Below are 21,411 nucleotides of genomic sequence, written 5' to 3' on the forward strand. Positions count from 1 at the left end.
CGGTCGGCGAGCGGTGCGGTGAACGGGGCCGACAGGGGCGGAACATGACGCCGTTCCAGCGACTGCGGCGGTATGGAGCCTTGACTCGGTCCGGTGCCCGTACGTGTATGCGTGTGTCGAAAATCACCTTATTCACCGAACCATGGAGCTCGGCCGATGACGTACCGCACACGGAGCACGAGACGCACCCAGCACACAGGACGCACACGGCACGCGCAGCACTCGTGGCGCGCACGGCAGGGCGCGGCGGTCCTGGCGGCCGCGCTGATCGCGGCGGGCGCGGGCTGCGCGGCGCCCGAGAGCGGCACGCATCGCGCGGCGCCCCGCGGCAGCGACAGCCCGGCGCCGTCGGCCGCGGGCGGTGCCACCGGCGTGCAGCGCGACTTCACTCTCGTCGCCTCCGGTGAGGTACTGCCGCACGCGTCGATCATCAAGGAGGCGAACACCGACGCGGGAGGCGACGGCTACGACTTCGAGCCGATGCTGGCCGGCGTGAAACCGGTCGTCTCCAAGGCGAACCTGGCGATCTGTCACATGGAGACGGTCTACGGCGCCAACGGCCACTACACCGGCTACCCGAACTTCAAGTCGCCGCCCGAGGTGGCCGAAGGGCTGCGTGCCACGGGCTACGACGCGTGTTCCACGGCCTCGAACCACACCCTCGACGACGGTGCCGCCGGTATCGACCGCACCCTCGACGCGATGGACCGCGCGGGCCTCGGCCACGTGGGCTCGGCCCGCACGGCCGCCGAGGCCGGCCGGCCCGGGTGGCTGAGCGCCGGCGGCGCCAAGGTCGCCCACCTCGCGTACACGCACGACACGAACGGCCGGCCGCTGCCCAAAGGGCGGCCGTGGGCCGTGAACATGATCGACGGTCAGAAGATCGTCGACGATGCGCGGGCGGCCCGGAAAGCGGGCGCGGACGTGGTCGTCGTCTCCCTGAACTGGGGCACCGAGTGGCAGGAGGAGCCGGACGAGGACCAGCTGAGTCTCGCTGACGATCTCACCGCGTCGCGCACCGACGGCCGCCCCGACATCGACCTGATCCTCGGCACGCACGCGCACGTCCCGCAGGCGTACGAGAAGGTCAACGGCACCTGGGTGGTCTACGGCATGGGCGATCAGATCGCCGGCGAGATGTTCGACGGCGAGGGCGCCAAGGACCCGCACGGCAACGACGGCACCATCGGCCGCTTCACCTTCGCGCCCCCGGCCGAGCCGGGCGGGCGCTGGGAGGTACGCAAGGCCGAGTTCCTCCCCCAGTGGTTCAACGTCGGCTCGGGCCGCGTCATCAACGTCAACCAGGCCATCCACGACGGCCTCGGCCTGGCGGACGTCCGCGACCGGATCCGCCAGGTCGTCCTCAGCCGGGGCGCGGCCGAGGACGGCCTGACGATGGGCCGCTAGGCGACGAGCAGGAGGCGACGGGCCGGTACGGTCAGGGCTTCGCCAGCGGGTCCGTCCTCGCCAGCTCCGACCGCTTGTACGAGTAGCCGAAGTAGATGACGAGCCCGACGGCGAACCACACGGCGAACCGCACCCACGTCTGCCACTGCAGGAACGTGATCAGCCAGATCGAGAAGACGACCCCGAGGGCGGGCACCACCGGCATACCCGGAGTGCGGAACGTGCGGGGCAGGTCGGGCTTCTTGTAGCGCAGCACGATCACCGCGATGCACACCACGCCGAACGCCAGCAGGATGCCGATGTTGGTCAGCTCGGCCGCCTCCCCGATCGGCAGGAACCCGGCGATGAGGGCCGACGCGCACCCGACGATCCACGTCACGCGCGTCGGCACGTGCCGGGTCGGATGGGTCTTCGCGAACCACTTGGGCAGCAGCCCGTCGCGGCTCATCGAGAACCACACACGCGTGACGCCCAGCATGAACGTGAACATCACCGTGAGGATGCCGATGATCGCGCCCACCGCGATGACATCCGCGAGACCGCTCAGGCCGACCGACTTGAAGGCGGTCGAGAAGCCGCTCTCCGGGTCGATGTCCTTGTAGTTCTGCATGCCGGTCAGGACCAGGCAGGCCAGCACGTACAGGACCATCGAGATCGCGAGCGAGTAGATGATCGCCTTCGGCATGTGGCGCTGCGCGTCCTTGGACTCCTCGGCCGCCGTCGACATGGCGTCGTAACCGAAGACCGCGAAGAAGACCGTGGCCGCTCCGGTGAACGCGCCGCCGACCCCGAAGGGGAAGAACGGCGTGTAGTTGCCCGTGTTGATGTGGAAGAAGCCCACCGCGATGACGAGCACCACCACCAGGACCTTCAGGACCACCACGATGGTCTCGAAGCGCGCCGCGTTCTTGATGCCGAGCGTCAGCAGATACGCGATCAGCAGACACAGCAGGGCGGCGAACAGATCGACCTTGTGACCGTCGCCCGTGCCCGGCGCACCCAGCATCCAGTTCGGCAGGTCGAGCCCCATCTCGCCGAGCAGGAAGCCGAAGTAGCCGGAGATGCCGATGGCGACCACCGCCACGATCGCCGTGTACTCAAGGAGCAGGTCCCAGCCGATGAACCAGCCGACCAGCTCGCCGAGGACCGCGTACCCGTACGTGTAGGCGGACCCCGCCTTCGGGATGAGGCCGGCGAACTCCGCGTACGACAGCGCGGCGGCCGCGCTCGCGACGCCCGCGATGAGGAACGAGACCAGGACCGCGGGCCCCGCCGTGCCGTTGGCGACCGTGCCCGCGAGGGTGAAGATGCCGGCGCCGATGATGCCGCCGACCCCGATCGCGGTGAGCTGCCACAGACCGAGGGAGCGGGTGAGCTGCTGCTCGCTGCTGCCCTCGGCCTCCTCGATGTGTTCGATGGGCTTGCGGCGCAGTACGCCCTGCCCCATCCGAAGTCCTCTGAGACCGGCCATGGGCTCCACCTCTTCGCGGACGACAGTCGGCTGACGGGCGATCATGATGGCCCAGCCGCGGCGGCGACGGAAGACGGCACGCTCTATGGGGTGTGAGGGTTCGCGTGAGGTTCTGGTGGTCAGGGCACCACGGTGACGGGCCAGCGCCCGGCCTTCACCAGCCGGATCGCGACCGACCCGACGATGCGGTGCCCGGCCTGTTCGGACGCGCCGACGACCACGGCGTCCGCCTTCAGCTCGTCCGCGGCGGTGACCAGGCCGTTGTACGGGTCGCCGCGGAAGGTGTGGAACTCCCAGCGCACCTCGTATATGCCCTTCACCCGCTCCGCCGCCTCCCTGATCTCGGCGATCAGACCCTCGGCGATCTCGTCCGTGGTGTCGGCCACGGGGACGCCGAGCGCGGCGCCGGTGGCCATGACGGGCTGGACGTAGACGACGGCGAGGAGAGCGCGCTGGCGGCGCGCGAGGCCGCCGGCGTAGGACGCGGCGCGCAGCGACGAGTCGGAGCCGTCCACTCCGACCACGATCACCTTGGGGCCGTCCGTACCGCGTTCGAACTGGTGTGGCTGCTCTGCGTTCACAGCGGTGAGGCTAGCGGAAACCCCAGGTCCCACAGGTGTTGGGGGCGCCACTTCCTGTACGGGCCCATCGCGGGCACTGCTGGTCCCATCGGGTGCTTTCGGGCGGCGGCGCGGCGTTGGAATCAGGCCCGCTGGGGTCACCGTGCGACGCATTGGTCATGAAATCAGATCAGAACGATCCAGGGCGGCGGGCCTTGTTCCGCGGCGCCGCGCTCCTCGGCCTCGCCGCCGTCGCCGGCTGTACCGGCACCGGAGGCGCCGGCGCTCCCCACTCGGCCGCCCCCGCCGCGGGAGGACCGCAGGCGGCCAAGGCGATGCGGCCCTCCCTGTACCGCCTCCAGCCCTTGGCCGGATACGGTCCGCCGCACGCGGCGCCCGAGCACCTGAAAGTACGGCGCGAGCCGATCCTCCAGATGGACGCCCACGACAGGAGCATGGTCCTCACCTTCGACGACGGGCCCGACCCCCGCTACACCCCGCAGATCCTGCGGACGCTGCGTGAACACGAGGTGCGAGCCATGTTCTTCGTCTGCGGGGAACAGGTCGAGTGGAACCGGGACCTGCTGCGCGAGATGGCCGACGACGGCCACGTGGTGGGCAACCACACCTGGACCCATCCCCTTCTGACCACGATGTCGCGCTCGGCGGTGCGCTCCGAGATCGAGCGGACCTGCGAGATCATCGACGACACGATCGGCGAGCCGCCCGCCTGGTTCCGCGCGCCGTACGGAGCCTGGAACCGCAACGTCTTCCGGATCGGCGCCGGACTCGGCATGGAACCCCTCGCCTGGACCCTCGACACCAACGACTGGACGGAGCCGGTGCCGGGCACCCGCGCCATCGTCCGGACGGTCCGGGCCGAGGCGGCCCCCGGCGTGGTGGTCCTCAGCCATGACGCGGGCGGTAACCGCTCCCACAGTGTTGCCGCCCTGCGCACCTATCTGCCGGAACTCCTCGAATCGGGCTATCGCATCATGGTGCCCAGGCGTCGGGGAGTCTGAGCCGGGTTTTCGCCCGCCGGGTCAGCGCACCTCGACCAGGCGGGCGAAGACGACGACGTTTCCGTCGTAGCCGTTCTCCTTGGAGAATCCGCCGCCGCACGTGATCACCCTCAGTTCGGACGCACCGGTGCTGCCGTAGACACGGTTCCCGGGGAAATTCGCCTTCTCGAAGACCTGGATGCCGTAGATCTCGAACACGGCGGTCTTCTGGTCCTGGCGCAGAACCTCGACGTGGTTTCCCTTTTTGAGCGAGCCGAGGCCGTAGAAGACCGCGGGCCCCTGGTCGTTGTCGACATGGCCGACGACGACCGCGGTGCCCTTCTCGCCCGGAGACACGCCACCGGTGAACCAGCCCGCGAGATTCGGGTCCTCGGGCGGCGGGGCTTCCACCCAGCCGTCCGGGTCGACCCCTACGGGCGTGACCGGGGCGTCCACCTGGAGCGCCGGGATCTTCACCCGGTTCGCCGCGGAGAACGGCAGCGGCTTCGGCGCCTTCGCGCCGGACGTGGACGGGGAGCGGAGATCCGCCGCCGCCGCGGATGCGGGCTGCGGGGGACCGATGTCGAATTCCCCCGTTCCATTGCGAATCAGCGCGAGTCCGGTGAGCAGAACCAGCGCGATCACGCCCCACGGCGCGCGCTTCTTCTGCTTACCCTCCTCGTCGGCCGGCTGGGACGAAGACATTCGTTCACCCCTCTCAACGCGGCGGCGAGACCGCGTCACTTGCGCTTACGAAAAAACTAAGCGCGGCGCACGCGGCGGGCCACAGAGCAGGTGCGAACGGGGCAACGCTTCCGCCGGTCAGGCGACGGGGCGGTGCGGTGACGGCTCGTCGGAACCCGTCGTGTGCCAAATGTGCGGGCCCGCGCCGCGCCACTCGACCAGATGGGGATCGTCGAGAGTCATGTCGGACTCGCCGAGCCCGGCCTCGCGCAGCAGCCGGACCAGGTCCTGATCACTGTGCGCGAGCCCGACGGCCCGCCCCCGCACGGTGACATGCCGCCCGCCCTCGGGCGCGGGAGGGTGTACGACGATAGGGGTGTGCCAGGCAGTCATGGCACCAGAGTGCGTCGCCGGGGCGCAGGGCGCAGCCCGCGCCCCACTGGAGAGGCAGGCAGTGATGACGGACAGCACCGCACCCACCGGTTTTCCGCGCGGCATCGGCGCTCCGGCGCTGCGCGCGCTCAACGCGGCCGGATACACGGAACTCGCCCAGCTCGCGGGCGTGCCCGTGAACGAGCTGAAGGCCCTGCACGGGATGGGTCCCAAGGCGCTGCGGGTCCTCGGCGAGGCGTTGGCCGAACAGGGCCTCGCGCTGGGCGGGCCGCGCTGACCGGGAGGTGAGCGCGGCCCGCCGGCCTCATCCTCCGGCGTGCGGGAACAGCATGAGGAACGGTTCCACGGTGGCTGCGACCCCGCGGCTGTAAGGCGCGTCGAGGTCCCAGACCAGGAAGAGCAGGAAGGCGATCAGCGCCGAGAAGAGCCCGGCGAGGACCAGTTCGCGTGCCGTTCTGCGGATCTGGAGTGCGAAGACCATGCCGATGGTGACGAGCCCTCCCGCGATCAGGCCGAACCAGACCACGCCCGGCATCGTGGCGCCGGTGGAGTCCGCGCGCGCGTTGCGGGCGTCGTCCGCGGCGGTGATCTGGTCGAGCAGCGGCTGATAGGCCTGCGCCTCGAAGTCCGTCTTCGGCTGGTAGTCGGTGACGTCGTGGCGCACTTTGTCGAGGAGCCGGGTCCCCTCGGCGGTGAGATGGCCCTTGTTCTTCATCGTGCGCCACTCGGTGGTGACGACATGGCTGACATAGGTGTCGACATCCGAGCGGATACGGGTTCTGACCTCCGTGGGATAGACGCGGACGCGTTCATGGATCTCGTGCAGCGCCTGCGCCTCGTTGCGTACGTGGTCCTGGGCGGCGCTGCGGCCCTCCCAGACGCCCGCGATGGCGAGGCCCAGGACGATCGCGTACACCACGCCGATCATCATCGTCATGTACTCGATGACGTCCGGGGTCTCGCTCGGGTCGTCGTCGTCACCGATCCGGCGCTGCTGAAGGACGGTCACGACGAGGACGACCGCGCACGCGGCCACCATCGCGAGGGTGAGAACAAGCCATTCCGACAACGGGACCTCCGGTGGTCAGCGCGGGCGCAGCGCGGCGACGGCGAGCACCGCGGGCGCGGTGATGAGCAGGGTGAGCGAGACCAGGGAAGGCCCGCCGCTCGGCGGCGCCTTACGGGGCGCGGGGCGGTATTCGGGGTAACTGACCGGCGTCGGCGAAGGCTTGGGACGCACCGTCGGCTTCGGGGCGGGCGGCGGCGGGGCCTTCACGGGTGGCGGAGGAGGAGGTGGTGGAGGAGGTGGTGGCGGCGGCGGTGGGGGTGGTGGTGGAGGAGGCGGTGGTGGTGGCGGTGGTTTGGGGGCCGGGGGCGGCGGGGGCTTCCGTGGCGGTGGCTTGACCGGGCCCGCCCGGCAGACGACGCCGTCACCGGCGCGGGCTATCGCATCGCCGCCTTCGCCGATCGAGGCGTACGCGCAGTCGTCGGCCGGGGTCAGCGCGGCCACCGTGGCACCGGCCGCGGGCGAGCCCATCAGCCAGACCAGCGCGAGCACCGCCACCACCCGTGTGACCAGGGTCGACCTGGCCCCTCTGGATCCGTACACGACGGAGATCATGGGCGGCGCGAGCCGCTGCCACGCCCCGGCCGCCGCGGATTGGTCCGAAGGTGGGGAGATGGGGGGCGCCAGGTTTGCCCGCGGCCACCGGAGCGCACGCCGGTCCCGCCCGAATGCGTCCCGCGCCCCCTCGCCGAAAAGAAAATTTCCGCCCCGTTGAACGCACCCGCAGTCGCCGCGCGTACCTAGGGCCATGTGCGGCCCCTTCCGGGATCGCACAACACCCAAGCAAACAGCGGGAGTTGGCAATGAACACCTGGCGGAGCGCCTCACTCGTAGCGACAGCTGCGGCCCTGCTGGCGCTGACGACGGCGTGCGGTCAGGACCAGGGCGACCAGTCGCCCAACGGCCAGTCCGTGGGCAACGCCGCCCCGGCGCAAGGCGGTTACGGCAACGGGGACGCGTACGGCGGCTCGGACGGCTACGGATCCGGGGACGCGAAGGACGCGGGGGCGGCCAAGGCCAAGCCGGCCGGGCAGCTCGCGACCTGGGACAGCAAGAAGCTCGGCCAGGTCCTCACGGACAGTGCGGGCTTCACGATGTACCGCTTCGACAAGGACACCGCGCAGCCGCCCAAGTCGAACTGTGACGACGCCTGCCTCAAGGCGTGGCCCGTGGTCCCCGCGGACGGCGCCGAGGCCGCGCCCGGCGTCGACCAGTCGCTGCTCGGCGAGGTCACCGCGGCCGACGGCACCAAGCAGCTGACGATCGACGGCTGGCCCATGTACCGGTACGCGATGGACACCAAGCCCGGCGACGCGAAGGGGCAGGGCGTAGGGGGCGTGTGGTACGCCGCCGGTCCCGACGGCAAGAAGGCGAGCCCCGCCGCCGCGCAGCCCGCCGACCTGGCCGGCCTTTCCACGCGCAAGGACCCGAAGCTCGGCGAGATCGTCGTCGACAAGAACGGAATGACCGTCTACCGGTTCCTCAAGGACTCGGCGTGGCCCATCAAGTCGAACTGTGTCGACACCTGCGCGGAGAACTGGCCGGCCGTCGCGCCCGTGGCGAAGAACGACACGAAGGGCATCCTCAAGAAGGGCTTCATGACGTACGACCGTCCTGACGGCGGCAAGCAGCAGACGATCAACTGCTGGCCGATCTACACCTACTCCGGTGACAAGAAGCCCGGCGACACCAATGGGCAGGGCGTGGGCGGCACTTGGTACGCCGCTTCGCCCGAGGGAAAGCCCGTGGGAGCGCCCAAGTAGGGGCACCGCGTAGAGTCTGCGACGGATTTGGCGAATCGCCGGTCTGTTCTCCCCGTGGTGACGCGGAGGGAGCAGGCCGGTTCTTTTCCGTTGCAACAGAGAGGGTTTCGGGGTGATTTCGGATCATTGCCATTCGGCACTTGCCGGAGGCAGTGACCGAGAACGGACGGTCAATTTCCGTTTTGACTCGCTCCATTGGCGGGCGATCAGTAGCCTCAGCTCGAACACCGGCTCGCCTACGCCTTGGAGACATTGATGGAGCGTCCCGCCTGGGCCCCTCAGGGCATCGACATCTCGGTGCCCAGTGTGTCCCGGATCTACGACTACTACCTGGGCGGTTCGCACAACTTCGAGGTGGACCGGGAAGCGGCCCGCAAGGCGATGGAGTTCCTGCCGGGGCTCCCGAAGATCATGCAGGCGAATCGTGCCTTCATGCGTCGGGCGGTGCGTTACGCGGTCCAGGCGGGCGTCACCCAGTTCCTGGACATCGGATCCGGAATCCCCACGTTCGGCAACGCCCATGAGGTGGCCCAGGCGGCCGACCCCGAAGCGCGCGTCGTGTACGTCGACCACGACCCGGTCGCCGTCGCGCACAGCCGGGCCGTCCTCGACGGCAACGAGCGCGCGGCCGTCGTGGCAGCCGACCTGCGCAAGCCCCGGGAGATCCTCGCGGCCCCCGAGGTCGGTGAACTCCTCGACCTGGACAAGCCGGTCGCCCTGCTCCTCGTCGCCGTCCTGCACTTCGTCGAGGACGCGGACGACCCGCAGGCCGCCGTCGCCGAGCTGCGGGACGCCCTCGCGCCCGGCAGCCTCCTAATCGTCACGCACGCCGCGTACGAGGGCATCCCCGTGCCCGCCGCGCGCGCCGCAGGCACGGTCGACGTGTACAAGAACATCCGCAACCCGCTGATCATGCGCTCGCGCGACGAGATCGCGCGGTTCTTCGAGGGATACGAGATGGTGGAACCCGGACTCGTGCAGATGCCCGAATGGCGGCCGGAGAACGCGCCCGCGGACGAGGACCCCTATGCCTTCTCGGGGTACGCCGGCGTGGGGCGCAAGGCGTGAGCGGCGAACCGGACGGACCCGAGGACAGACTGCGCAGGTTCGCCACCATCTGGAGCCGGGCGATCTTCCCGGTGACGGCGACCTCCCTGACCCGGATCGAGTTCGAGAAGGAACTCATGCCGCTCGCACGGCGGTTGCGGGACGCGCTCGGCGAGCGGACCCTCGACGCGCCCGCGGCCCAGGCCGTCGGCGCCTCCCTGATCGGCGTGCACTGCACCGACCCCGAGGCGCTCACCCGCACCCTCGACGTCGTCGACGCGTACCTCGTCCTGTACTGCCGTACCGACGACGACCGGCGCGAGGAAGAGCTGCGGGCGCGCTGCGCACGACTCCAGCACTCCGTCGCGGCCGGCTTCGCCCAGGCCCTGCGCGAGCGGACCCTCACCGAGCAGGAAGCCATCTCACGGGCCGCGTTGAGCGCGCGCAGCGCGGTGGCCGAGGCCCTGCACGCGAGCGAGGCGCGCTTCCGCGCGGTGTTCCACGGCGCGGCCATCGGCATCGGCATAGCAGACCTCGAAGGCACGGTCCTGGAGGCCAACGACGCGCTGGTGCGCATGTTCGGCGGCGCCGAGAACCTGGTGCGCGGTCGCAACGTCGTCGAGTGGACCCACCCCGACGACGCGCCGCACGTGTGGCGCCTGTACGCGGAACTGGTGCGCGGCGAGCGCGAGCACTACCGCGTGGAGAAGGCGTTCCACCGCCCCGACGGCACCTCCCTGTGGACGAACCTGACCGTCTCCCTCCTGCGGGACGCCGACGGCGTGCCGCAGTACCAGCTGGCGCTGATGGAGGACACCACCGAGCGTCGCCTCCTGAACCTGCGGCTGCGCTACGAGGCCACCCACGACGCGCTCACCGGGCTCCCCAACAGGACCCTGTTCTTCGAGCGCCTGGAGAAGGCGCTCGCGGCCGGCGACGGCATGCGCTTCGGCCTGTGCTACCTCGACCTCGACGGCTTCAAGACCATCAACGACAGCCTCGGCCATGCGGCGGGCGACCGACTCCTCGTCGAGGTCGCCGACCGCCTCCAGGCCTGCGCGACCGCGCCCGGAGAGATGGTGGCGAGGCTCGGCGGCGACGAGTTCGTCGCACTGACCACCGGCCGGGAGACAGTGTCCGAGGTCGACGACCTGGCCGGGCGCATCATGCACGCGCTGGCCGCCCCCATCCGTATCGACGGCCGCGAGCTGACCGTACGCGGGTCCATCGGCATCGTGGAGGGGCCCGCGGCGGGGGAGCGCAGCCCTGCGGAGGTGTTGCGCAGCGCCGACATCACCATGTACCGGGCCAAGTCGGCGGGCGGCAACCGCTACGAGCTCGCCGACCCCGAGGCCGACGCGCGCGCCATCACCCGGCACGGCCTCACCACCGCGCTGCCCGCGGCCTTGGAGCGGGGCGAGTTCTTCATCGAGTACCAGCCGCTCGTGCGCCTCGACGACGGCAGCGTGCGGGGCGCCGAGGCGCTGGTGCGGTGGCTGCATCCGCAGCACGGGGTGCTCGGGCCCGACCAGTTCATCCCCCTCGCCGAGGACACGGGCCTCATCGTGCCCCTCGGGCGCTGGGTCCTGGAGGAGTCCGTACGTCAGGCCCGGGTCTGGCAGGAGCGTTACGAGGACGCCGGGCCTCTGCGCATCAACGTGAATCTGTCCCCGATGCAGCTCACCCACCCGGGCCTCGTCTCCGACACGGTCGACATCCTGGAGCGCTTCGGGCTCGCACCCGGCGCGCTCTGCCTTGAGGTCACCGAGTCCGCCCTGATCGGCGCGGACGACGATCTCCTCAAGCCGCTGCGCCGGCTCGCCGAGATGGGTGTGGACATCGCGCTCGACGACTTCGGTACGGGCTACTCGAACCTCGCGAACCTGCGCCGGCTCCCGGTGAGCGTCCTCAAGCTGGACCGCTCCTTCACACAGGGAATGCAGCGGTTCCCTGCCGACCGTGTCGACCTGAAGATCGTCGAGGGCATCGTCGGGCTCGCGCACAGCCTCGACCTCTCGGTCACCGTGGAGGGCGTGGAGACGGGCGCGCAGGCCGAGCAGCTGCGCGACCTGGGCTGCGACACCGCGCAGGGCTGGTACTACGCGCGCCCCGGCCCGCCGGACCGCCTGCACGAGCTCGCCCTGTGCGACGCGACGGGGTGAGGGCCCGGTGATCCGCTGGGTGTACGCCTTCGTCGACCGGCCCGCGGAGCGGTTCGGGGTGGCCTGCGACTTCTGGACGCGGGTCACGGGGACGACGCTGTCCGCTCCTCGCGGCGACCACGACGAGTTCGCGACGCTGCTGCCGGACGGCTCCGCCGATCCGTACCTGAAGGCGCAGGCGGTCAACGGCCCCGGCGGCGCACACCTGGACTTCGCGGTGGACGACCTTGCTCGGACGACGCGCCTGGCGCGCCGCCTCGGCGCGACACCCGTCCACGCGGAGGACGGCCTGGAGGTCCTGAGCTCACCCGGCGGCCAGCTGTTCTGCCTGGTCCCGTGGTCCGGCGAGCACCGGCGCCCCGACCCCGTCACGGCCCCCGACGGGACGAGGAGCCACCTGGACCAGGTCTGCGTGGACCTGGCTCCGTCGGTGTACGAGGCGGAGATCGACTTCTGGACCGAGTTCACGGGCTGGACCTCGACGCCGGACAGGCTCCCGGAGTTCCACGCGATCCGCCCCCCGGCGGAACTCCCGGTACGAATCCTGCTGCAACGCCTCACGACGGCCCGCCCCACCGGCGCCCACCTGGACCTGGCCTGCACAGACATCGAAGCAACGCGCACCTGGCACGAATCCCTGGGCGCGACACTCCTGGCAAGGCACAGTCACTGGCTGGTCCTACAGGACCCCACGGAAACGACCTACTGCCTGACGTCCAGACCTCCCGAGTAACCAACGGGCCCCCGACGCTCAGGCCTACGCAAATCCCACGAACCCCCTCAGGGGCGCGGGGAACTGCGCAAATCCCACGAACGACCGGCACCCGACAAAACACTCCGACCCCCACGATCGGGGGCGCGGGGAACCGCGCAAATCCCACCCACCACCGGCACCAGACAAAGCACCCCGCCCCCACGATCAGGGGCGCGGGGAACTGCGCAACCCCCCCAAAGACGACCCGCACACATCCCCCGCCAAAAGAATGCGTCACCGCTCAAGCAGCATCCGCTGAAGCTCCCGCGCAGCCCGAGGCGGAGCCACGTCGCTGCGATGGGCCAGCGCAATCGTCCGGTGCAGCCCGGGACGGGCCAGCGGGGTCACCCGCAGATCGGCCCCCGCCCGCGTGGCGACCATGTGCGGCACGACGGCCACCCCCAGCCCCGCCCGCACAAATCCCAGCACCGCGTCCATCTCCCCGCCCTCCACCGCGAAATCCGGCTCGAACCCCTCCGCCCGGCACGCGGCAACGGTCAGTTCCCGCAGGTCATAGCCGTGCCGGAACATCACAAGCCGCTCGCCCTCAAGATCGGCGATGTGCACGGACCGCCCCCGCCCGGGCCGCGGCGCGTCCGGTGACGAGACGACCACCAGGTCCTCCCGCAGCAGCTCCACGGTCGTCAGCGCGGGCGCCGGCGCGGGCAGCGGCAGCACCACGAGCGCCAGATCCAGCGCGCCGCGCGCGAGTTCGCGTACGAGGTCGAGGGAGCCGCCCTCCTCGATCATCAGCCGGATGCCGGGATACCGGTCGTGAAAGGTGCGGAGCACGTCGGGCAGCAGACCCGTGCACAGCGAGGGCGTGGCACCGAGCCGCACCCGGCCGCTCTTGAGCTGCGCCAGCTCCTGCACCTCCTGTCGCGCCGTGTCCGCGTCGGCGAGGATGCGGCGGGCCAGTGGCAGGAGCGCCTCGCCCGCGTCGGTGAGCGTGATGTTCCCGCGGGCGCGCAGGAAGAGATCCGCGCCCAGCTCCCGCTCCAGGGACCGGATCTGCTGGGACAGCGACGGCTGGGCGACATGGACGGCCTCGGCGGCCCGGGTGAAGTGCCGGGTCTCGGCGACCGCGACGAAGTACTGGAGCTGCTGGAACTGCATGACCCCCACAGTAATCGCTCGATAGCCTGTGCCTATGGAAATGAGCCGGACCATGTCTTGGACCGATCGGGCTCATCGGCTCTAGCGTGCGTGGCATGGCTCTGGCAACACGGACGGACCGACGGCCGTCCATGACGCGTACGCTCTGGGACTCGTCCGTCGGCAAGAAGACAGTGATGGCCGTGAGCGGCCTGATCATGCTGCTCTACTTGGTCGTCCACATGATCGGCAACCTGAAGATCTTCTTCGGGCCGGGCGAGTTCAACCACTACGCCCACTGGCTGCGCACGGTCGGTGAGCCGTTCATGCACTACGAGTGGACGCTGTGGCTCGTCCGCGTCGTGCTCGTGGTCGCCGTCGTCGCACACGCCACGTCCGCGTACCAGCTGAGCCGACGCGACATCAGGGCCCGCCCGGCCAAGTACGTGCACAAGAAGGCGCGTTCGAGCTACGCCACGCGCACGATGCGCTGGGGCGGCATCATCCTCGCGCTGTTCATCGTGTGGCACATCCTCGACCTGACAACCGGCACCGCGCACCCGGGCGGCTTCCAGCCGGGCCACCCGTACCAGAACGTGATCGACACCTTCTCCACCTGGTACGGCGACGTCGTCTACATCGCCGCGGTGCTCGCGCTCGGCCTGCACGTCCAGCACGGCTTCTGGAGCGCGGCGCAGACCCTCGGCGTGGGCAGCGCGACCCGCGACCGGGTCCTGAAGACCATCGCCAATGTTCTCGCGCTGCTGCTCACGGCCGGCTTCGTCGCCGTACCCGTGGGCGTCATGACCGGAGTGGTGAGCTGACCCATGAATTCCTACGCGGAGTACGCGACCGGAGAGCCGGTCGTCGACACCAAGGCCCCCGAGGGCCCCGTCAACGAGCGCTGGGACACCCGCCGCTTCGAGGCGAAGCTGGTCAACCCGGCCAACCGCCGCAAGCACACCGTGATCGTCGTCGGCACCGGCCTGGCCGGCGGCTCCGCGGGCGCCACGCTCGCCGAACAGGGCTACCACGTCGTCCAGTTCTGCTACCAGGACTCCCCGCGACGCGCCCATTCGATCGCCGCGCAGGGCGGCATCAACGCCGCGAAGAACTACCGCAACGACGGCGACTCCGTGCACCGTCTCTTCTACGACACGGTCAAGGGCGGCGACTTCCGCGCCCGTGAGTCGAACGTCCACCGCCTTGCGCAGATCTCCGTGGAGATCATCGACCAGTGTGTCGCGCAGGGCGTCCCGTTCGCCCGCGAGTACGGCGGCCTGCTCGACACCCGCTCCTTCGGCGGCGTCCAGGTCTCCCGTACGTTCTACGCCCGCGGCCAGACGGGCCAGCAGCTCCTCCTCGGCGCGTACCAGGCGCTGTCCCGGCAGATCGCCGCCGGGAACATCGAGATGCACGCGCGCACCGAGATGCTCGACGTGATCGTCGTCGACGGCAAGGCGCGCGGCATCGTCGCCCGCGACCTGGTCACCGGGAAGATCGACACGTACTTCGCCGACGCCGTCGTCCTCGCGTCCGGCGGCTACGGCAACGTCTTCTACCTATCGACGAACGCCATGAACTCCAATGCGACGGCGGTGTGGCGGGCCCATCGCCGCGGCGCCTACTTCGCGAACCCCTGCTTCACCCAGATCCACCCCACGTGCATCCCGCGCACCGGCGACCACCAGTCGAAGCTGACGCTGATGAGTGAGTCGCTGCGCAACGACGGCCGGATCTGGGTCCCCAAGGCCAAGGGCGACGACCGCCCGCCGAACAAGATCCCCGAGGACGAGCGCGACTACTACCTGGAGCGCATCTACCCGTCCTTCGGCAACCTCGTGCCCCGCGACATCGCCTCGCGCGCCGCGAAGAACGTGTGCGACGAGGGCAGGGGAGTGGGCCCCGGCGGCCAGGGCGTGTACCTCGACTTCGCCGACGCGATCAGCCGCATGGGCAAGAAGGCCGTCGAGGAGAAGTACGGCAACCTCTTCGACATGTACGCGCGGATCACCGCGGAGAACCCCTACGAGGTGCCGATGCGGATCTACCCCGCCGTGCACTACACGATGGGCGGCCTGTGGGTCGACTACGACCTGCAGACGACGATCCCGGGCCTCTTCGCGGTCGGTGAGGCCAACTTCTCCGACCACGGCGCGAACCGCCTCGGCGCGAGCGCGCTCATGCAGGGTCTGGCCGACGGCTACTTCGTGCTGCCGTCGACCATCAACGACTATCTCGCGCGCAACCCGCACCACGAAGAGGTGAGCAGCGAACACCCCGTCGTCCAGGAAGTGTTGGCCGAGACCGAGGACCGCCTCCACCTCCTCCTCGCCGTCGACGGCGACCGCACCCCCGACTCCTTCCACCGTGAACTCGGCGAACTCATGTGGGAGTTCTGCGGCATGGCCCGTACGGACGAAGGCCTGCGCAAGGCCCTCGACCGGATCCCGCAGATCCGCGAGGAGTTCTGGCGCCGCATCAAGGTGCCGGGCACCGGCGAGGAGTTCAACCAGTCGCTGGAGAAGGCCAACCGCATCGTCGACTACCTGGAGCTCGCCGAGCTCATGTGTCTCGACGCCCTGCACCGCGCCGAGTCCTGCGGCGGCCACTTCCGCGAGGAGTCCCAGACCCCGGACGGCGAGGCCGCCCGCCGCGACGAGGAGTTCTCCTACGCGGCCGCCTGGGAGTTCACCGGCACCGGTGACGCCCCCGTCCTGCACAAGGAAGACCTCGTCTTCGAGTACGTCCACCCCACTCAGCGGAGCTACGCATGAAGCTCACCCTGCGCGTCTGGCGCCAGAAGAACGCCGACGCCGAAGGCGCCATGTCCACGTACGACGTGGACGGCATCTCGCAGGACATGTCGTTCCTGGAGATGCTCGACACGCTCAACGAGGAGCTCATCCTCAAGGGCGACGACCCCGTCGCGTTCGACCACGACTGCCGTGAGGGCATCTGCGGCGCCTGCTCGCTCGTCATCAACGGCGACGCGCACGGCCCCGAGCGGACCACGACCTGCCAGCTCCACATGCGGTCCTTCAAGGACGGCGACACCATCGACATCGAGCCGTGGCGTGCCTCCGCCTTCCCCGTGGTGAAGGACCTCGTCGTCGACCGGACCGCCTTCGACCGGATCATCCAGGCCGGCGGCTACATCAGCGCGCCGACCGGGGCAGCGCCCGAGGCGCACGCGACACCCGTGCCCAAGCCCGACGCGGACTTCGCGTTCGAGCACGCCGAGTGCATCGGCTGCGGCGCGTGCGTGGCTGCCTGCCCGAACGGCTCGGCGATGCTGTTCACCTCGGCGAAGGTCAACCACCTCAACGTCCTGCCGCAGGGCGCGCCCGAGCGCGAGACCCGTGTCCTCGACATGGTCGGGCAGATGGATGCCGAGGGCTTCGGCGGCTGCACACTGACGGGCGAGTGCGCGACGGCGTGCCCGAAGGGGATCCCGCTGCCGTCGATCGCCGCGATGAACAAGGAGTGGCTGCGGGCGACCCGCAAGGTCAGCAGGGGCTGAGGCCGTACGGCCGACGCACGCAAGACGTCCCGCGGCACAGCGCGGGCGGGCGGGACCGGGAGTGGTGCTCAACCCCCGGTCCCGTCAGGATTTCCGGCCCCGCATCGTGTCCGGGTTTGTGCCCGGGCGCCCCTGTGGGCTTCTGCCATTCAACATCCGCACATCCGGGATCCCGCTGGCGGCCACGCGCACGCCAGCGCACGGCGGAAGAACGTAACCGGACAGGCCGCGCTCCCCAGCGGCCCTGTCCGCCCACGTGCCGCTGAGGCCCCTGTCCCGGAGAGAGCCATGACCGTCCCCACCCTCGCCCCCGCCGCGCCGCCCGCCGCAGGGACCACCCACTACACCGTCACCCTGGCCCGCGACGAGGCCGATGTCAGGGCCGCGCAGCGGCTGCGCCACGACGTCTTCGCCCTGGAGATGGGCGCCGTGCTCGCCACGCCCGAACCCGGCCTCGACATCGACGCCTTCGACGCGTACTGCGACCACCTTCTGGTCCGTGACACCACCACCGGACAGGTCGTCGGCACCTACCGGCTGCTGCCGCCCGAGCGCGCCGCGGTCGCGGGGCGGCTCTACTCGGAGGGCGAGTTCGACCTCGGCCCGCTCGCCGCGATCCGCCCCGGCCTTGTCGAGGTCGGCCGCTCCTGCGTCCACCCCGACCACCGCGACGGCGCCGTCATAGGCCTGATCTGGGCGGGCATCGCGCGCTACATGGAGCGCGGTGGTCACGAGTGGCTGGCCGGCTGCTGCTCCCTGCCGCTCGCCGACGGCGGACAGCTCGCCGCGGGCACCTGGGACCGGGTGCGGGACAAGTACCTCGCGCCCGAGGAGTTCCGCGTACGTCCCCGGCTGCCCTGGTCCTCCGAGGGCGTCGAGCGCCAGGGACGCACCGAGCTGCCGCCGCTCCTGCGCGGCTATCTTCGGCTCGGCGCCTGGGTGTGCGGAGAGCCGGCCCACGACCCGGACTTCGGCGTCGCCGACCTGTACGTACTGCTGTCGATGCGCAGCGTCAACCCGCGCTACATGCGGCACTTCCTCTCGCTCGCCCCGGCCTGGTGAGCGCCTGGCTGCCCAGCGCGCCCTGCACCCCGCAGAGCTGCGCCCAGGCGGACGGAGCCGTGGCGGGCGCGCCGCGCGCCGTGCTCCGGCTCCTGGTACTCGTGTTCGTCACGGCCCTCGGCGTCGCCCTGACACCCGTGGTGGGACGCTGCCCGTCCCGGGTGCGCGACGCCCTGGTCAGACGCTGGTGCCGGGGTCTGGTGCGGGCGGTGGGGGTGCGCGTGCGGATCACGGGGGCCGTCGTGCCGGCCGGGGGAGTGCTCGTCGTGGCCAATCACATCTCGTGGCTCGACATACCGCTGACCGCTGTGGCCCGCCCGGCCCGCATGCTCGCCAAGCGGGAGGTGGCCTCCTGGCCCGTGGCCGGGCCGATCGCCGCGCGGGGCGGCACGCTCTTCATCGAGCGGGACCGGCTGCGGGCCCTGCCCGACACCGTCGCGCGGATCGCCGACGCCCTGCGCGCCGGTGCCGCGGTGGCCGCGTTCCCCGAGGGCAGTACGTGGTGCGGCCGCGCGCAGGGACCCTTCCGGCGTGCCGTGTTCCAGGCCGCCCTGGACGCCGGTGTGCCGGTGCAGCCGGTGCGGATCTCCTACCGGACCGCCGGGGGAGCCCTCAGCACCGCGCCCGCGTTCGTCGGCGACGACCCGCTCCTCGCGTCCCTGTGGCGGATCGCCGTGACGCGCGGAACAGTCGCCGAGATGGAGGTGCTGCCCGTGATCGTCCCGGGCGGCCATCCCGACCGCAAGAGCCTCACGGAGGAGGCGGAGACGGTCATCGTCCGCGGGGGCGGATTCGGCGGCGGGCCGCGCATCCCGCATCCGACACCCGGCGGTGACCGGGCCCCCGTGCGGGCCGCTTGAGAGGTGACCCCGGCCGCGACAGGTCACCGTGACAGGTCACCGGGCCAGCGCGCGGGCCAGATAGGGAGCCGTACGGCTGCCCCTGGCCCGCGCCACCTCCGCGGGCGGGCCCTGGGCGACGATGTGTCCGCCCTCGTCGCCGCCGCCCGGTCCCATGTCGATGACCCAGTCGGCGCCGGCCACGACCGTCATGTCGTGCTCGACGACGACCACCGAGCTGCCCGTGTCGACGAGACCGTGCAGCTGCCGCATCAGGACCTCGGTGTCGGCGGGGTGCAGACCCGCCGTGGGCTCGTCGAAGAGATAGAGGGTGTGGCCGCGCCGCACCCGCTGCAACTCGCCCGCCAGCTTGATGCGTTGGGCCTCGCCGCCGGACAGCTCGGTGGCGGGCTGGCCGAGCCGCAGATAGCCGAGGCCCACGTCCAGGAGAGTACGCAGACTGCGGACGACGGCCGGGGCGTCGTCGCCCGCCTCCTCGAAGAACGCGGCGGCGCCCTCCACCGTCATGTCGAGAACCTCCGCGATGTTCCTTCCCCGGTAGCGGACTTGGAGGGTCGCGGAGTTGTAGCGCGCGCCGCCGCAGTCCGGGCAGGGCGCGTACGTGCTCGGCAGGAAGAGGAGCTCGACGCTGACGAAGCCCTCGCCCTGGCAGGTCTCGCAGCGGCCTCCGGCCACATTGAAGGAGAACCGTCCCACGCCGTACTTGCGGGCCTTCGCCTCGTCGGTGGCCGCGAACACCTTCCGTACGACGTCGAACAGGCCCGTGTACGTGGCCAGGTTGGAGCGCGGCGTGCGCCCGATCGGCTTCTGGTCGACCACGACGAGGCGGCCCACGCCCTCCAGTTCCTCGGTGATCGAGCCGATGAGCGTGGACTTCCCGGAGCCGGAGACACCGGTGACGGCCGTGAACGTCGACAGCGGTACGTCCACCGACACGTCGCGCAGATTGTGCCGGGTCACCGGGCCGACCCTCAGCCTGCCGCGCGGCTCCCGCACCGTGCGCGCGGGCATCGGCTCGCGGCCGAAGAGGAAGCGCGCCGTCGCCGAGTCCGCGACGGACGCCAGGTCCGCCACGGGACCGCTGTGCAGGACGCGGCCGCCGTGCTCGCCCGCCAGCGGGCCGACGTCGACGAGCCAGTCGGCCTTGCGGACGACATCCATGTGGTGCTCGACGACGAACACCGAGTTGCCGGCCGCCTTGAGCCGGTCGAGGACCGTGAGGAGCGACTCCGTGTCGGCCGGGTGCAGGCCCGCCGACGGCTCGTCGAGCACGTAGACCACACCGAACAGGCCGGAGCGCAACTGCGTTGCCAGGCGCAGGCGTTGGAGCTCGCCGGCGGACAGCGTGGGCGTGGCGCGGTCCAGGCTGAGGTAGCCGAGGCCGAGCTCGGTGACGGTGGCGATCCGGGCCAGGAGGTCGCCGGTGAGGACCCGCGCGGTCTCGGAGGCGTCGCCCGGGACGTCGAGGATCTTCGCCAGGTCCGCGAGCGGCAGACGCGCGAGATCCGCGATGGAACGGCCGCCGAAGGTCACCGCGAGCGACTCGGCCCGCAGCCGCGCCCCGCCGCACGTCGGGCAGGGCGCGCTGTCGAGGAACCGCTCCGCTTTCGTGCGCAGCGTCTGGCTCTTGGAGTCCGCGAACGTCTTGAGGACGTAGCGGTTCGCGCTCATGTACGTGCCCTGGTAGGGGCGTTGGATCCGGCCCGCGTCGCGGACGGGGTGCACGGTGACGACGGGCTGGTCGTCCGTGAAGAGGATCCAGTCCCGTTCGTCCTGCGGCAGTTCACGCCAAGGCCGGTCGATGTCGTGTCCGAGCGTGTCCAGGACGTCGCGCAGGTTCTTGCCCTGCCAGGCACCCGGCCACGCGGCGATCGCGCCCTCGCGGACGGACAGGGACGGGTCGGGCACGAGGAGCGCCTCCGTCGTGCGGTGCACCACGCCGAGCCCGTGACAGTCGGGGCACGCCCCGGCCGCCGTGTTCGGCGAGAAGGCGTCGGAGTCCAGCTGTTCCGCGCCCGGCGGATAGTCGCCCGCACGCGAGAACAGCATGCGCAGCGAGTTCGACAGCGTTGTCACCGTGCCGACGGACGAGCGGGACGTGGGGGAGGAGCGGCGCTGCTGGAGTGAGACCGCCGGCGGAAGGCCGGTGATCTCGCCGACCTTGGGGGCGCCCACCTGGTGAATGAGGCGGCGCGCGTACGGGGCCACGGACTCGAAGTAGCGGCGCTGCGCCTCGGCGTAGATCGTGCCGAACGCGAGAGAGGACTTCCCCGAGCCGGAGACCCCCGTGAAGACGGCGAGCACGTCGCGCGGGATGTCCACGTCGACGCCCCGCAGATTGTGCTCACGGGCACCCCGCACACGGACGAACGGATCGTGGTCGGGCTCGTGCATGGTGCGGGCTCCGTAGGGTGGCTCGGATGAGGTGTCACGCAGGGGCAAACCCTACGATTCTAGGTCGTGGGGGGCCCGTGCCGGGGGGCCGCCGGGGGGGCGGGGGGGGGGGGGGCCCGCCCCGAGACCCCCCCCCCCCCCCCCCCCCCCCCCCCCCCCCCGGGGGAGA

20 protein-coding genes are annotated in these 21,411 nt (G+C 70.9%); 12 read left to right on the forward strand and 8 right to left on the reverse strand.

Features of this window, described 5'->3' with window-relative positions; translation table 11 throughout:
* The first annotated feature begins 156 nt into the window (after positions 1 to 156).
* Positions 157 to 1,407 (forward strand): CapA family protein, encoded by a 1,251-nt coding sequence (locus ACIPWY_RS05100; protein WP_401532268.1) that lies wholly within the window; start codon positions 157 to 159, stop codon positions 1,405 to 1,407.
* A gap of 31 nt (positions 1,408 to 1,438) precedes the next feature.
* Here the strand turns inward: ACIPWY_RS05100 and ACIPWY_RS05105 are convergent, their stop codons facing one another.
* Together ACIPWY_RS05105 and ACIPWY_RS05110 are read right to left on the reverse strand one after the other, a co-directional pair.
* Positions 1,439 to 2,878: an amino acid permease gene (locus tag ACIPWY_RS05105; RefSeq protein WP_401532269.1), complete on the reverse strand. Its 1,440-nt coding sequence runs from the start codon at positions 2,876 to 2,878 to the stop codon at positions 1,439 to 1,441.
* Between the two features lie 119 nt (positions 2,879 to 2,997).
* The gene (locus ACIPWY_RS05110; RefSeq protein ID WP_362904956.1) at positions 2,998 to 3,459 is read right to left on the reverse strand and encodes a universal stress protein; all 462 of its coding nucleotides are present in this window, start codon (positions 3,457 to 3,459) and stop codon (positions 2,998 to 3,000) included.
* Between the two features lie 158 nt (positions 3,460 to 3,617).
* On the opposite strand from ACIPWY_RS05110, the gene ACIPWY_RS05115 reads away from it, so the two are divergent.
* Complete coding sequence (locus tag ACIPWY_RS05115) at positions 3,618 to 4,460, forward strand: polysaccharide deacetylase family protein (RefSeq protein WP_362904954.1); 843 nt, start codon at positions 3,618 to 3,620, stop codon at positions 4,458 to 4,460.
* 21 nt (positions 4,461 to 4,481) lie between these two features.
* On the opposite strand, the gene ACIPWY_RS05120 is transcribed toward ACIPWY_RS05115, so the two are convergent.
* Positions 4,482 to 5,144 carry a class F sortase gene (locus ACIPWY_RS05120; RefSeq protein WP_362904952.1) on the reverse strand — a complete coding sequence of 221 codons (663 nt, stop codon included), beginning with the start codon at positions 5,142 to 5,144 and terminating at the stop codon, positions 4,482 to 4,484.
* Between the two features lie 117 nt (positions 5,145 to 5,261).
* The gene (locus ACIPWY_RS05125) at positions 5,262 to 5,516 is read right to left on the reverse strand and encodes a hypothetical protein (protein WP_393702977.1); all 255 of its coding nucleotides are present in this window, start codon (positions 5,514 to 5,516) and stop codon (positions 5,262 to 5,264) included.
* A 64-nt stretch (positions 5,517 to 5,580) separates the two neighbouring features.
* Between ACIPWY_RS05125 and ACIPWY_RS05130 the strand changes: the two genes are divergently transcribed.
* The gene (locus ACIPWY_RS05130) at positions 5,581 to 5,793 is read left to right on the forward strand and encodes a DNA-binding protein (protein ID WP_362904948.1); all 213 of its coding nucleotides are present in this window, start codon (positions 5,581 to 5,583) and stop codon (positions 5,791 to 5,793) included.
* Positions 5,794 to 5,820: 27 nt separating this feature from the next.
* Here ACIPWY_RS05130 and ACIPWY_RS05135 read toward each other — a convergent pair whose 3' ends face one another.
* Together ACIPWY_RS05135 and ACIPWY_RS05140 are read right to left on the reverse strand one after the other, a co-directional pair.
* Complete coding sequence (locus ACIPWY_RS05135; RefSeq protein ID WP_362904946.1) at positions 5,821 to 6,585, reverse strand: DUF4239 domain-containing protein; 765 nt, start codon at positions 6,583 to 6,585, stop codon at positions 5,821 to 5,823.
* A 15-nt stretch (positions 6,586 to 6,600) separates the two neighbouring features.
* Positions 6,601 to 7,125 (reverse strand): hypothetical protein, encoded by a 525-nt coding sequence (locus ACIPWY_RS05140; RefSeq protein ID WP_393702974.1) that lies wholly within the window; start codon positions 7,123 to 7,125, stop codon positions 6,601 to 6,603.
* Between the two features lie 260 nt (positions 7,126 to 7,385).
* On the opposite strand from ACIPWY_RS05140, the gene ACIPWY_RS05145 reads away from it, so the two are divergent.
* From ACIPWY_RS05145 to ACIPWY_RS05160, 4 genes are all read left to right on the forward strand, one after another.
* On the forward strand, positions 7,386 to 8,345 hold the full coding sequence (locus ACIPWY_RS05145; protein WP_389546017.1) for an SCO0930 family lipoprotein: 960 nt from the start codon (positions 7,386 to 7,388) through the stop codon (positions 8,343 to 8,345).
* 255 nt (positions 8,346 to 8,600) lie between these two features.
* The gene (locus ACIPWY_RS05150) at positions 8,601 to 9,413 is read left to right on the forward strand and encodes an SAM-dependent methyltransferase (RefSeq protein WP_362904940.1); all 813 of its coding nucleotides are present in this window, start codon (positions 8,601 to 8,603) and stop codon (positions 9,411 to 9,413) included.
* Positions 9,410 to 11,554, forward strand: a complete 2,145-nt coding sequence (locus ACIPWY_RS05155) for an EAL domain-containing protein (RefSeq protein ID WP_362904938.1) — start codon at positions 9,410 to 9,412, stop codon at positions 11,552 to 11,554. The genes ACIPWY_RS05150 and ACIPWY_RS05155 overlap by 4 nt, the downstream gene beginning before the upstream one ends.
* A 7-nt stretch (positions 11,555 to 11,561) precedes the next feature.
* Positions 11,562 to 12,287: a VOC family protein gene (locus ACIPWY_RS05160; RefSeq protein WP_393702971.1), complete on the forward strand. Its 726-nt coding sequence runs from the start codon at positions 11,562 to 11,564 to the stop codon at positions 12,285 to 12,287.
* Between the two features lie 255 nt (positions 12,288 to 12,542).
* On the opposite strand, the gene ACIPWY_RS05165 is transcribed toward ACIPWY_RS05160, so the two are convergent.
* The gene (locus ACIPWY_RS05165; protein WP_362904933.1) at positions 12,543 to 13,424 is read right to left on the reverse strand and encodes a LysR substrate-binding domain-containing protein; all 882 of its coding nucleotides are present in this window, start codon (positions 13,422 to 13,424) and stop codon (positions 12,543 to 12,545) included.
* A gap of 131 nt (positions 13,425 to 13,555) precedes the next feature.
* Between ACIPWY_RS05165 and ACIPWY_RS05170 the strand changes: the two genes are divergently transcribed.
* The 5 genes from ACIPWY_RS05170 (at position 13,556) to ACIPWY_RS05190 (ending at position 18,848) form a co-directional block, all read left to right on the forward strand.
* Positions 13,556 to 14,227: a succinate dehydrogenase gene (locus ACIPWY_RS05170; protein WP_362905342.1), complete on the forward strand. Its 672-nt coding sequence runs from the start codon at positions 13,556 to 13,558 to the stop codon at positions 14,225 to 14,227.
* 3 nt (positions 14,228 to 14,230) lie between these two features.
* Positions 14,231 to 16,180, forward strand: a complete 1,950-nt coding sequence (locus tag ACIPWY_RS05175) for a fumarate reductase/succinate dehydrogenase flavoprotein subunit (RefSeq protein ID WP_362904931.1) — start codon at positions 14,231 to 14,233, stop codon at positions 16,178 to 16,180.
* Positions 16,177 to 16,926: a succinate dehydrogenase/fumarate reductase iron-sulfur subunit gene (locus ACIPWY_RS05180; protein ID WP_361394259.1), complete on the forward strand. Its 750-nt coding sequence runs from the start codon at positions 16,177 to 16,179 to the stop codon at positions 16,924 to 16,926. Before ACIPWY_RS05175 ends, ACIPWY_RS05180 begins: the two co-directional genes overlap by 4 nt.
* Before the next feature lie 288 nt (positions 16,927 to 17,214).
* Complete coding sequence (locus tag ACIPWY_RS05185) at positions 17,215 to 17,988, forward strand: GNAT family N-acetyltransferase (protein ID WP_393702967.1); 774 nt, start codon at positions 17,215 to 17,217, stop codon at positions 17,986 to 17,988.
* Positions 17,985 to 18,848, forward strand: coding sequence for a lysophospholipid acyltransferase family protein (locus ACIPWY_RS05190; RefSeq protein WP_362904929.1), 864 nt, complete (start codon positions 17,985 to 17,987; stop codon positions 18,846 to 18,848). Before ACIPWY_RS05185 ends, ACIPWY_RS05190 begins: the two co-directional genes overlap by 4 nt.
* 36 nt (positions 18,849 to 18,884) lie before the next feature.
* Here ACIPWY_RS05190 and ACIPWY_RS05195 read toward each other — a convergent pair whose 3' ends face one another.
* Positions 18,885 to 21,242 (reverse strand): ATP-binding cassette domain-containing protein, encoded by a 2,358-nt coding sequence (locus tag ACIPWY_RS05195; RefSeq protein ID WP_393702965.1) that lies wholly within the window; start codon positions 21,240 to 21,242, stop codon positions 18,885 to 18,887.
* Between the last annotated feature and the right edge of the window lie 169 nt (positions 21,243 to 21,411).

The organism is Streptomyces sp. NPDC090032 (genome assembly GCF_044748025.1).
Taxonomy (GTDB): Bacteria; Actinomycetota; Actinomycetes; order Streptomycetales; family Streptomycetaceae; genus Streptomyces.